The organism is Erythrobacter longus (assembly GCF_000715015.1).
Classification (GTDB): domain Bacteria; phylum Pseudomonadota; class Alphaproteobacteria; order Sphingomonadales; family Sphingomonadaceae; genus Erythrobacter; species Erythrobacter longus.
The window spans coordinates 157,853-170,302 of record NZ_JMIW01000001.1 but is presented as its reverse complement, the minus strand read 5'-3'; the positions used below and the strand labels follow the sequence as shown (position 1 = coordinate 170,302).

8 protein-coding genes are annotated in these 12,450 nt (G+C 58.0%); 4 read left to right on the top strand and 4 right to left on the bottom strand.

Annotated features, from left to right (window positions below):
* Positions 1-70: 70 nt before the first annotated feature.
* The 3 genes from thyA to EH31_RS00795 all read right to left on the bottom strand — a co-directional run bounded on the left by thyA (position 71) and on the right by EH31_RS00795 (position 4,273).
* Entirely contained in the window at positions 71-1,033 is a 963-nt protein-coding gene (gene thyA / locus EH31_RS00805; RefSeq protein WP_034957534.1) for a thymidylate synthase, read from the bottom strand.
* An 82-nt stretch (positions 1,034-1,115) separates the two neighbouring features.
* Positions 1,116-3,710 carry a M14 family zinc carboxypeptidase gene (locus tag EH31_RS00800; protein ID WP_034957533.1) on the bottom strand — a complete coding sequence of 865 codons (2,595 nt, stop codon included), beginning with the start codon at positions 3,708-3,710 and terminating at the stop codon, positions 1,116-1,118.
* Between the two features lie 65 nt (positions 3,711-3,775).
* The gene (locus EH31_RS00795; RefSeq protein ID WP_034957532.1) at positions 3,776-4,273 is read right to left on the bottom strand and encodes a DUF3429 domain-containing protein; all 498 of its coding nucleotides are present in this window, start codon (positions 4,271-4,273) and stop codon (positions 3,776-3,778) included.
* Positions 4,274-4,490: 217 nt separating this feature from the next.
* Here EH31_RS00795 and EH31_RS00790 point away from each other — a divergent pair, with 217 nt between their 5' ends.
* A complete protein-coding gene (locus tag EH31_RS00790; protein ID WP_034958689.1) occupies positions 4,491-5,843 on the top strand; it encodes an ABC1 kinase family protein in 1,353 nt (450 codons plus the stop codon).
* 84 nt (positions 5,844-5,927) lie between these two features.
* On the top strand, positions 5,928-6,449 hold the full coding sequence (locus EH31_RS00785) for a low molecular weight protein-tyrosine-phosphatase (RefSeq protein ID WP_034957531.1): 522 nt from the start codon (positions 5,928-5,930) through the stop codon (positions 6,447-6,449).
* A 2-nt stretch (positions 6,450-6,451) separates the two neighbouring features.
* Here EH31_RS00785 and recG read toward each other — a convergent pair whose 3' ends face one another.
* A complete protein-coding gene (gene recG / locus EH31_RS00780; protein WP_034957530.1) occupies positions 6,452-8,515 on the bottom strand; it encodes an ATP-dependent DNA helicase RecG in 2,064 nt (687 codons plus the stop codon).
* 92 nt (positions 8,516-8,607) lie between these two features.
* Here recG and EH31_RS00775 point away from each other — a divergent pair, with 92 nt between their 5' ends.
* Together EH31_RS00775 and mfd are read left to right on the top strand one after the other, a co-directional pair.
* Entirely contained in the window at positions 8,608-8,868 is a 261-nt protein-coding gene (locus EH31_RS00775) for an FAD assembly factor SdhE (protein WP_241765792.1), read from the top strand.
* Positions 8,869-8,938: 70 nt separating this feature from the next.
* Positions 8,939-12,442, top strand: a complete 3,504-nt coding sequence (gene mfd, locus EH31_RS00770) for a transcription-repair coupling factor (protein ID WP_034957528.1) — start codon at positions 8,939-8,941, stop codon at positions 12,440-12,442.
* Positions 12,443-12,450 lie beyond the last annotated feature (8 nt).

Here is a 12,450-nt window from a genome sequence, read left to right as displayed (position 1 = left end):
TCTGCTCTCCCAGAAAAAGCGTGTGAAAGAGCGTTTGGCGCGGGCAAAATGCTCGGTCAAGCCGCGCCTGCTAAACCGCAACAGGAGCCTTGATTGGAGGCAGAGGCGCGTAATCATGCACCACAAAGTCCTCGATTTTGTAATCGAAAATTGTTTCGGGCTTTCTGGTGATTTCGAGCGTCGGGTTGCCAGAGGGCGTCCGACTCAATTGTTCTTCGATCAAATGCGCATGGTTCAGGTACAAATGCACGTCCCCGCCCATCCAGATCAGCTCACCCGCCTCAAGCCCGGTCTGCTGCGCCAGCATCCTGTTCAAAAGCGCCGCAGACCACAGGTTAAACGGCAGGCCCAATGCAACATCGCAGGACCGTTGGTAGAGCATGCAATTGAGACGGCGTTTCCCAGTTTCTTGGCCGGCCACGTGGAATTGGTAGGTCTTGTGGCACGGCGGCAGAGCCATCTGGTCCACCTCGGCCACATTCCAGCCTTCGATAATATGGCGGCGGCTTCCGGGATTGTGCTTGAGGCTTTCGACCACATCGGCAACCTGATTGATGCCGGGACCTTTTTCGAAAAGCCCATCTTCGCGCCGCTGGTATGTGGGCCAATCCACCCATTGCTTGCCGTAAACTGGGCCTAGATCACCCCATTTTTGCGCGAAGGCTTCGTCATCGGCGATGCGTTCAACAAAGTCGTCGAGCGCAATGTCGTCGCCTGTCGCTTTCACATAGCGCGCGTGGGGCCACTCGTTCCAGATCTTCACCCCTTGCAGGACAAGCGGGCGAATATTGGTCTCACCCGTCAGGAACCACAGCATTTCGCGCGTTGCGGTCTTCCAATAGACGCGTTTGGTGGTGAGCAGCGGCATCGCCCCATCGGCCAGATCAAACCGCAACATTGCGCCTGCAACCGAGCGCGTGCCGATACCGGTGCGGTCTACGCGCTCGCTACCAGAGGTCCAAATCTGGTGCATCAGGTCCAGATATTGCTGTTCAGGATGCGGGACAGCGGATGGAATCGGTTGAGTAGCCATGGCGCGAACTATAGGCGGGCGCGTGTGCGCTTGCCACCATGGCTATCCACACCCCGGCACCGGGCCGCTTCCTGATTTGTGTCTAATTGTGGACGTGGTCATCCTGCTCCGAATACTCACCGCGCGGCGCATCGATCAGCTTTGAGAAAAACAGCGAGTTCATCAACAGCTTCTCTGTCCCCGGATAAGTGCCCCTGAAGACAGGGTTATCCGCCATCAGAATCACAGTGCCGCGCCCTTTTCGCTCTGCCACAATCGAAGGTGTGCCAGCGATCTCTTTCTGGCGGCGCTCAGATGCGTAGCCTGAAAGCAGCGGGTCGGAAGTGTATTGAACCGGCACGGCGTAAGGGTTTTTATCCGGCCGTTGCAAAGTGAAAGTCACATTGCGATGCACCGGCAGGTCGCGGTCAGAATATCCAAAGCCCAGCGGGTGCGAGGTATCAAGGTCGCTGGCAAAGATTGCGCCGCCAATCACGTGCTCTGCATCGCGCACATCCAAGTCTTCAAAGTTCAGCCGTTGCAGCGTTTCGCCCTCTTCGGCGTCCTCACCCTCACCCTCTTTGGCGCGGCCAAGGATATGCTCCTGCGCCCAAAGGCTGGCGTTGCGGGTCGCGATCAGGGTGCCGCCACCGTTAATCCAGCGCGTGATATTGTCGGTGACGGATTTGCTCAAGCTTGCATTGCCGCCAACAAGGATGAGGTGCGTGTATTCGCTCCAATCAAGGCTGCCGAGGCGGTCCTTGCTTACCAAAGTGACGGCCATGTTGTGCCCGTGGTCCAATGTCCACCACATCTCGCCTGCGTCATAATAGGCAAGACCGTCGCCGTAGGCGAGCACCACGCGCGGTTGTTCCAATGCGCGGAAAACATTGGAAGCGCCAAGGTCACGTCCCGGAACAGGCGTAAGGCCAGAGATTGCTGAGTGAACCGGCACGCCGTCACTGTCGGCGATCGTCTGCATTACCTCGTGGATTGCATCGGCAGACACTTCTTGCCGGTCGAGCGGTACAAAGATCGAACCGCGTCCAAGTGTCACCTCGCCGGTGGTGGTGCGCACAATCGTGCCTTCCATCGCGGCGCGTGCCATAATGTCTTTTGACAAAATACGGTTCAGCGCGCGCGGCGCATATGTGTGCGACCAGTCGAACACATAGCCATAGGGAGCAACATCGGGTGCAGCGGCGCTCTGAAAAGCACCTTGTGCCCGGCCTGCGACCGATGGCGCGCGGCTTATCTGCGCGTAATCAAGGTCATAGGCCAGCGGCAGGGTCCAGCCCGACACATCGTAGAAGATGTTCTCTTCAAACTGCGTCACCCGTTCAAAAATGCCACGGATGAGGCGGTTGTTCGTCTGCGACATCGGGACAAAATAGCTTGCCCCTGCCTTATAGGTTTTGCCGCCTGCATTAAGGTCAGAGCCAAGCGCGCTGACTTCGATATCGTGCATGTTGAGAAGACGGACAAAGCGCGCCGCGCGTTCTGGATCGCCCTCTGCGGTAAAGACCCAGCCACCGCCTGTTGCCTGTCGCGCGTTCTCTGCAAAGAAGTCGCGTTGGTAGGCGGTGATCTCTTGGCGAAGGTCAAGCGCGCCCTGAATGCTGGTCAGGCTTGTGCGGAACTGAGTGCGCACATTTTGCGCCGTTTTGACAAGGCCGCGCTCGGTCTGGATTGCGCCGCCGCGCGCTGCCCCTGCTTCGAACAAAATGCCAAGCGAGCCATTGACCTGCGGATAGGTCGAACCCTTGCCGATATAGTAATTATCGAACCGCTCTTCGGTGGTGTAGAGGTGCTTCTCGCTATCCAGATAGGCCGCATGACGCGTTGCGATGCTGTACGTCAAATCACGCGCGCGGTCCGGGATCAGCGGGTTCTTGCGCTTTTCTTCCCCCGGGTGGAAGTAGTACGGCGCGTTCGATCCCATCTCGTGATAATCCACGGACAGCATCGGCTTCCATTTGTGCCACTGCTTGATCCACGCCTGAGATTCAGGCTGCGTCAAAAGGAGCCATTGGCGGTTCAAATCAAACCAGTAATGATTGGTGCGCGCTTCTACCCAAAGGTCGTGCGCGGCATCATTGGGGTCGGAATTGTCGGCGTATGACCAGTAGGTATCGACATGGTCAATCCGGCGGGTGTGGCCATCCGGGTTAAACGGCACGGTGAAGATAAGGACAGTGTTGTCCAGCATCGCCTCAACCTCTGGCCCTTGAGCCGCGGCAAAGTGGTAAAGCACGGGAACCGATGCTTCCATCCCAGACGTCTCTGCCCCGTGCACACCAAAGTTCAGCCACAGCACCATTGGCGCATCATTAGCCCCTGCCCTGCCCTCAAGGCGCGCCAAATGCGTTTGGCGAATGCTTTCCAGATTGGCGTGGTTTTCAGGGCTCGTGACGATGAAAGACAGGATCGGGCGCCGCTCATGCGAATAGCCCAATGTCTCAACCACGATCCGGTCCGAATTCGCCGCAAGTCCGCGCAAATAGGGGACCATCTCGCCAAGGCGCACAGGCCGCTCGCCGATTTCGTAGCCTGCTGCATCTTCATATGCCGGAACGCTTTCGTCGTAGGTGACACCTTCGACCTGAAAATAGCCAATCGGCTCAGCAAACGCGGGCGATGTCAGCGCAAAGGGGGCAAATGAAAACGCGCAAAGAACAGCGAAAAAACGGGCCAGCATGGCGGCTCCCTCAAAGAAAATCGGTTGGTCGCAGGCTTAGCATTCATTGATAGGCTTTTGTAAAGTCAAACCGAAAGCCCGCTGCGCATAAGGTGCATTGACGCAAAGCCAAGAGCAATGGTGAGCCCGCCCAGCCCCAAGGACAGATGCCAGCGAAGGCGCATAAAATCAGGCGCGGCAAAGCCAAGGGCCCGGTCCACCAGAGGCGACAACGCAATAAAAGCGCCCAGATAAAGCAAAGCGGGTCCGGGCCATTCCCACCCAAAGCTCCACGGCAGAAACAGGGCAACGGCAATAAGGCTTGGCATGACCGCGATCAAATACGCGCCCGCACCCGCAGGCTCTCCTGCAATCGTTCCTGCTCTCCCGCTCTGGATAGCCTGCCCCCACCAAACACCGCCTAGAAAGCTGAAAATCGCCGCACCATAGGCAAACCCGCCAGCGAGCGCGGTGTAAGCATATTCATGCCCCGTGATCGCCAAGCCAAGGCAGATGATCTGCGGCAAAAGCCCTGCGTAACCAAGCCAACGCGACGCGGGAGTTAGTGAGGTTTGATTGTTCATTGAGGTATCTTCTTGAATTGACGAACACTGCGCACACCCGAGTACGCTGACACACAATGTATCGCTACAGCGCTTGGAAAGCGGAACCGGTTCCCCACATTCCCGTTATAAATTCGCATCTAACACATTGAGAGACCGCGTGCCTGATAAAACCCCCGATACGAGTGCAGAAAACGCGGTACCAGATAGTGAGCGAACGGGTGCGCACACAACAAACGTGGGCCGGGCCGAACGATCACGCGAGCGCGCAGTCCCTTCAAGCCGCATTGCGCGCATCGGTTCGTTCGGCAGGTTGGTTGGCGGTGTCGCAGGCGGGATGGCCGCTGAAGGCGCGCGGCGGCTCGCCAGTGGAGAAGGCATTTCTGCACGCGAGCTTATCCTAACGCCGGGCAACGTAACCCGTATGACGGATCGCCTGTCGCACATGCGCGGCGCAGCCATGAAAATGGGCCAGATGATCAGCATGGATGCAGGCGACTTTCTGCCTGAGGAGCTTTCCAGCATTCTGGCGCGCCTGCGCGATCAGGCCAATTTCATGCCTACCAAACAGCTCGACACCGTCCTTAAAAAGGAATGGGGCAATGATTGGCGCCGCCAGTTTAAATGGTTCAACCCGCGCCCGATTGCTGCGGCCTCCATCGGTCAAGTGCACAAGGCGATGACCAGGGATGGTCAGGAATTAGCGATCAAAGTCCAATATCCCGGCGTTGCCAAAAGCATCGACAGCGACGTCGACAATGTGATGACCCTGCTCAAAATCGCAGGTTTCGCCCCGCCCGAGCTTGAAATCGAAAAGCTTCTCGCCGCTGCAAAAAAACAGCTTCACGAAGAGGCAGATTACACCCGAGAGGGTGAGCAGATGGAGATGTATCGCAACCGCTTGGCCGGTGACAAAGGTTTCGTCGTCCCAACCCTTCACGAAGGGCTCACGCGCGGCGCAATCCTTGCGATGAGTTTTGAGGCGGGGACCAGTATCGAAGATTTGAGCGACCTGCCTGCCGAACGCATCAACGATATTGCCGGACGAATGATGCGTCTGGTTTGCCGCGAATTGTTCGAATTTGGCGTCATGCAAACCGACCCCAATTTTGCCAATTTCCGATACCGGCGCGATACGGACGAGATCATCCTGCTCGATTTTGGAGCCTGCCGCACGGTCGATCCTGTAGTGGCCAATGGCTATCGCAGAATGCTTGAAGCAGGGCTCAATGGAAACCGCGATGAAGTGCTGAAAGCGACCATTGAATCAGGGTCCATGATGCCCATCGTCGCCGAACGCCACCCTGAACGCGTTGCCCGGATGATCGACATTGTGATCAACGAAATGCGCGAGGATGCGCCCTTCGATTTTGGCGATCGTAGCTTTATCCCACTGCTCCGCGATGAAGGCTGGGAGATTGCTCAGGACAAGGCAACCTGGGCCTTCCCGCCTATCGAAACCTTGTTCGTGCAACGCAAAGTCTCTGGCACAGCGCTTTTGGGAGCAAGGCTGAAAGCGAAAGTTAACGTGCGGCGCATGACCGAAGAAGTTCTCGGCAAAACAAAAGCCTTTGCAGTTAATCAAGATTAGCATTGCGCAAGATGTGGGAAAGAATTTGCCCACTTTTTAACTATGATTTGTTGCAACTAACCTTAGTGATGCTAAGTGTCACAGATGCAATGGGAAAATAACGTTGAGCCAGCGGTTCTGTTTGTGTGCCTCGGCAATATTTGCCGATCACCAATGGCAGAAGGCGCATTTCGTAACGCCGCCGAAAAGGCAGGCCTTAGCGTGAAGGTGGATTCGGCAGGTACCGCCGCTTATCACATCGCAGAACCACCAGACCCACGAGCCATCTCAACCGCTGCGCGCTACGGTGTTGATATCTCGCAATTGCGGGGACGCCAGCTGGCCGATGAGGATTTCGAACGGTTTACGCACATCCTTGCAATGGACACAGCGAACATGGCTGGCATCAGTGCCCGAACGCCACGGCAGGCGACGGCGCAAGTCGGGCTGTTGATGAATGTTTTTGAAGATCACACAGACAGTTCAGTCGCCGATCCGTATTACGGCGATGACGATGATTTCGAGAAATGCTGGACCGTCATTAGCGAGGCCGTTGATGCACTAATCAGGCAGCTGGTATCACAAGGGCGCGGCGAATCGCGCACAAAGCAGACCATTGCGCAATAGCTTTACCCCCCGCGCAAAAGCTGCACGCCCCAATCGCGCTCAAACAGATAAAGCAGTATCCGCGCCGCCTCGCCGCGTTTTGAGGTGAGGCCACCGTCGCGTTCCATCAAAAGACGCGCATCGGCATGGGCTGCGGGCAACAGCTTTTGCACCTGATCAAGGTCAGCGATGCGAAACGCGGCCTCGCCCGATTGGCGCGTGCCAAGCAGTTCCCCGCCACCGCGAAGCTCAAGGTCTTTTTCCGCCAAAAGAAAGCCGTCCTGCGATTCCTTCACATAGGTCAGGCGCTTCTTACCGGTTTCGGAAAGTTCATCCCCGCGAAGCAGAACGCAGCGGCTCTTTTCCGAGCCCCGCCCCACACGCCCGCGCAATTGGTGAAGCTGTGCCAGACCAAAGCGTTCTGCCTGTTCGATCACCATCAAAGTGGCGCTTGGCACATCAACGCCCACCTCGATCACGGTGGTTGCGATCAGCAGCTTTGCCTGACCGCTGGCAAAGCGTGCCATATTGGCGTCTTTGATGTCGGGGTGAAGCTGGCCGTGGACCATCACCACGGCATCGCCAAAATGTTCGGACAATGCGGCATAGCGCGCCTCTGCCGCCGCAATGTCAGTCACTTCATTTTCGCGCACCATGGGACAGACCCAATAGGCCTGGCTCCCGCTGGCAAGGTGCCGTCCCACCGCTGCGACCATCTCGTCCAGCCGACTTTGCGGGAATACGAGTGTGTCTATGGCCTGCCGTCCCGGAGGCAATTCATCGAGGCGGCTGACATCCATCTCACCATATTGCGCTAAGGTAAGGCTGCGCGGGATCGGCGTTGCGGTCATGGCAAGGGTGTGCGGCGCACGCTTGCCCTTCCCCGCAAGCGCCAGCCGCTGTGCCACGCCAAAACGGTGTTGTTCGTCGATTACAACAAGCCCGAGATCTTTGTAGGTAACGCTATCCTGAAAGATCGCATGGGTGCCGACCAGAATGTCGATTTCGCCCTGGATCAGGCCCATCAACAAACCCTCACGCTCGCGCCCCTTGGCACGCCCTGTAAGGAGTGCGACCTCAACACCGCACGGCGCTGCCATTTTTCGGAGGGTCTCGTAATGTTGGCGCGCGAGGATTTCAGTGGGAGCAAGGAGCGCTGCCTGCTTACCCGCTTCATTGGCGATCAGCATCGCGTGCAAGGCAACAACGGTCTTACCCGCCCCCACATCGCCTTGAAGCAGGCGCAGCATGGGTGCTTCTTGCTGCAAGTCCCCCTCGATCTCGGTGACAGAGCGTTTTTGCGCCCCCGTCATCTCAAAAGGCAGGTCGAGCTTAGCACGAAGGCTTCCATCGCCTTGGAGCGCTTGCCCTTTGCGACGGCGACTGTCCGCTTTCACCAGAAGAAGCGCGAGACTGTTCGCCAGCAGTTCGTCATAGGCAAGGCGATTGCGCGCTGCCTCATTGGGGCCCTTGTGAGCCTCCTTCACAGCCTCTTGCCATGACGGCCAGCCTTCGCGTTCAAATTGCCCCGGTTCGATCCATTCGGGCAATTCGGGTGCCTTGGACAGCGATTGCTCCACCAACGAAGCAACGCGCGGCTGGGTCAGCCCTTCTGACAGGCGATAAACGGCTTCCGTCATCCGGCCCATATTGGCGTCGCTCGTTTCCTCGACATGGTCTGGATGCACGATCTGGAGCATATCCCCATACCGATCGAGCCGCCCCGCGACCCAGCGTTTCTCGCCCACGGGAAGCTGTTTCTTGCCCGTGTAAGACGCGCGGCCAAAGTAAGTGATCGCGCAGATATTGCCGATGTCATCCTGCGCCAGAACACGGAAAGGCCCGCGCCCCGGATTGCGCGAGGAACGGTGCTCTGTCGGGGTCAGCGCGACGATGACCTGTTCACCCTCGCCCGCCTCATCCAGATTGGTGATCGCGCGGCGCGTCACAAACCGCTCCGGCAGGTGATAAATCAGATCGCGCACCCGCGTCAGGCCCAGCTTCTCCAACGGCTTGGCAAGCTTTGGCCCAACGCCGTCCAGCGTCTGGCTTTCAGCAAACAGGGGATTGAGCACGTCTGGCCGCATGGGTTTGCTCTATAGGCGGCTTGCGCGCAGCTTTCGAGTGTCTTACCTGTGCGGGCATGTCGGATATGCCCACTTTAGAAACTCAGCCCAGTATGGAAGTCAGGAAAGCCCGCGCAAAGTTTCGCGCGTGGCACAGAGGAACCCGCGAGGCCGACTACATGATCGGCGGATATTTTGATCGCTACCACGAAACATGGGGCGAGGCGGAGATGGACTGGTTCGAAGACCTGCTTGCCGAAGATGACGTGGATGTCATGGCATGGGGCCTTCAGACACAGGCTGTGCCGGAGCGTTTCCAAGGCGACATGATCGAGAAGATGCAGCGCCTCGACTACGTCGATATTCCAAGCTAAGCGCGCAAGCTCTAATCCTTTGACAGGCCCCTCGGGAACCCCGCGGGGCCTCGCTGCTTTTGAACTGACTATGCCTGATATCTCCCGCATCCTCTCGGCCAAGGCGCCGCTCACCTTGTCATCGCTCCCTCGCGGAGCCCAGCCCTTGGTGCTGGCCGATCTGGCGCGGGCCGCAAAACAACGCGCCGTGTTTATCGCAGCCGATGATGCGGCGATGCGGTCAGTGGCAGAGGCTGCGCGCTTTTTTGCGCCCGAGATTGAGGTTCTTGAGTTTCCAGCATGGGATTGCCTTCCCTATGACCGCGCCTCACCTGCATTATCGGTGAGCGCTGCGCGTTTGTCGGCCCTGTTCCGCATACAACGCCCTTCCTCAAGCTCGCAGTTGTTGGTCACAACCGCGAACGCCATGCTTCAGCGTGTGCTCACCCCGTTTCGCATCCGCGAAAGCGTGCGCGAGTTTAAGGTTGGCACGACCATCGGGCACGACAGTCTTGCCGCCCTTCTCACCCGCCAGGGGTATTCGCGCACAGATACAGTCATCGACCACGGCGAATTTGCGGTGCGAGGATCAATTGTCGATATCTTCCCTTCGTCATTGGACGAAGGGCTAAGGCTCGACTTCTTTGGCGATGAGTTGGAGAGCCTTCGCCTCTTCGACACCAGCACCCAGCGGTCAACCGGACGGCTGAAAGACCACCTCCTGCTCCCCGCATCCGAAGCTTTGATCGATGATGAGAGCATCAAGCGTTTCCGTTCACGCTATCGCGAACTGTTTGGGGCAAACGCCACGCAAGATCCCCTCTATGAGGCAGTCAGCGAAGGCAGGCGGCTTGCCGGGATGGAGCATTGGCTTCCCCTGTTTGAAGATAAACTCTCCACTCTGTTCGATCACTTGGGCGCGGATGATGTGGTCCTTATTGACGCAGGCGCGATTGGTGCAGCGGAAGAGCGATTGTCTGACATCACTGATTACCACAAGCAGCGCGAACGGATCGCGAGCGAGAAGAGCGGCAGTTACCGTCCTCTTTCCAAAGACGCTTTGTATCTGGGCGAGGATGAGTTCAAATCCGCACTTGCCGCCAAAACCGTTCACAAGGCCAGCGTCTTTGCGCAAGCCGAAAGCGCCGCTACGCTGGACTTCGGATTCAAGGCCGCCCGTGACTTTTCGCCCGAACGCGCTCGCGGCGACAATGTCTATGAAGCGGCGGCCAAGCATTTCAGCGCCATTACCAAGTCTGGCCGAAAGGCGCTTTTCGCGGCTTATTCCACCGGAAGCCGCGCACGGATAGCCTCCATCCTTGATGAAGCAGGCGCACCGTCGGTAATCGCTGACACTTGGCAAGAGGCCCAAGGATTGGCCGCAAAAGGCAAGATCGCCGCAATGGTCCTGCCGCTCGACACAGGGTTTTCCAGTGACGAGCTGGAAATCCTCACCGAACAGGATGTGCTGGGTGACCGGCTTGTGCGGCGCAAGAAGAAGCGCAAGGATTCCGATGCGTTTCTGGCGGAGCTTCAGGCGCTCACCAAAGGCGATCTTGTGGTCCATGTCGAGCACGGCATTGGCAAATATATGGGCCTCGAACCCGTCCCCGTGGGCAAGAGCCAGCACGACTGTGTCCAGTTGGAATATAAAGGCGGCGACAAGCTGTTCATCCCGGTTGAGAACATCGACGTACTCAGCCGCTATGGTTCTTCCGAAGACGCGGTCATGCTCGACCGTCTGGGCGGCGAAGCATGGCAAAAACGCCGCGCCAAGCTCAAAGAACGCATCACCGCCATTGCTGGCGAGTTGATGAAGGTTGCAGCAGAGCGCGCTCTTAAGAAAGCGCCCGTTTTCCAGGCAGAAGAGGCCAGCTTCAACCAATTCGTCGACCGTTTCCCGTGGGAAGAGACAGACGATCAGGATGCGGCCATCACCGATGTGCTGCGCGATCTGGAAAGCGGGCGGCCGATGGACCGGCTTGTATGCGGTGATGTCGGCTTTGGCAAAACCGAGGTGGCTTTGCGCGCCGCTTTCGTCGCCGCCATGAACGGCCAGCAGGTTGCCGTGGTTGCCCCCACGACCCTGCTCGCACGCCAGCATTATCAAAGTTTCAAAGACCGCTTTGCCGGCTTTCCGCTGAACGTAGGACGCCTTTCGCGGCTCGTCTCCTCCAAGGAAACGACGGAAACCCGCGTGGGCCTTTCGAGCGGCAACGTGGACATCATCGTTGGCACCCACGCGATCCTCTCCAAATCGACCGAGTTCAAGAACCTTGGCCTCGTCATTGTTGATGAAGAACAGCGCTTTGGTGTGACACACAAGGAGAAGCTCAAACAACTGCGCTCTGACGTACATATGCTCACCCTGACCGCCACGCCCATTCCGCGCACGCTGCAGATGGCGATGACGGGCCTGCGCGAGCTTTCCACCATTCAAACCCCTCCGGTCGACCGCTTGGCCGTGCGCACTTACGTGATGGAGTGGGACGATATGGTGATGCGCGAGGCGCTGCTTCGCGAACATCACCGCGGCGGGCAGAGCTTTATCGTCGTGCCCCGCATTTCCGACATGGCCGATGTCGAAGAATGGCTGCGCGAAAACGTCCCCGAGGTAAAACCGATCAGCGCCCACGGCCAAATGAGCGCAGGCGAAATCGAAGAGCGGATGAGCGCCTTTTACGAGGGCAAATACGAAGTTCTGCTTTCGACCACCATCGTGGAAAGCGGGCTCGACCTGCCGACCGCCAACACCATCATCATCCACCGCGCTGATCGCTTTGGCCTCGCCCAACTCTACCAATTGCGCGGCCGCGTGGGCAGATCAAAACTGCGCGCCTATGCCTATCTCTCCTATGAAAAAGACGTGCAGCTTTCTGAAATTGCAGAGAAACGGCTCAAGGTCCTCTCCGATCTCGATTCGCTTGGCGCAGGGTTCCAGCTTGCCTCGCATGACTTGGACATCAGGGGCGCGGGCAACCTCCTGGGCGATGAACAATCCGGCCACATCCGCGAGGTTGGCTTTGAGCTGTACCAATCGATGCTCGAAGATGCGATCATGGCCGCAAAGGCTGGCGAAATGGGCCTCGAGAAAGCCGCTGACGCATTCTCGCCGCAGATCACGGTCGATGCGCCGATTATGATCCCTGAAGACTATGTGCCCGACCTTGCAGTGCGCATGGCGCTATACCGCCGCCTCAACCAAGCATCCGACAAGGCCGAGATCGAGGGAATGGCCGCAGAAATGATCGACCGCTTCGGCGACCTGCCCGCCCCCACCAAAAATCTCATTCGCCTGATTGAAATCAAGCACCAGGCGATCGAGGCCAACATTGCCAAGATCGACGTTGGCGCTCGCGGTACGCTAGTGACTTTCCACAAGGACGACTTCCCCGATGGCCCCGGCCTTGTCGCCTATGTCGACCGGCTGAACCAGACAAAGAACCAGAACGGTCAGGAAACCGCCAAACTGCGCCCCGATATGAAACTCGTCATCAACCGCGCATGGAGCAGCCCGGAAAGCCGCCTCAATGGATTGTTCCAACTCACCAAGGGGCTGTCGGGGATTGTGCGCAAGCACCGCAAGAACAAGTAGGACCGTTC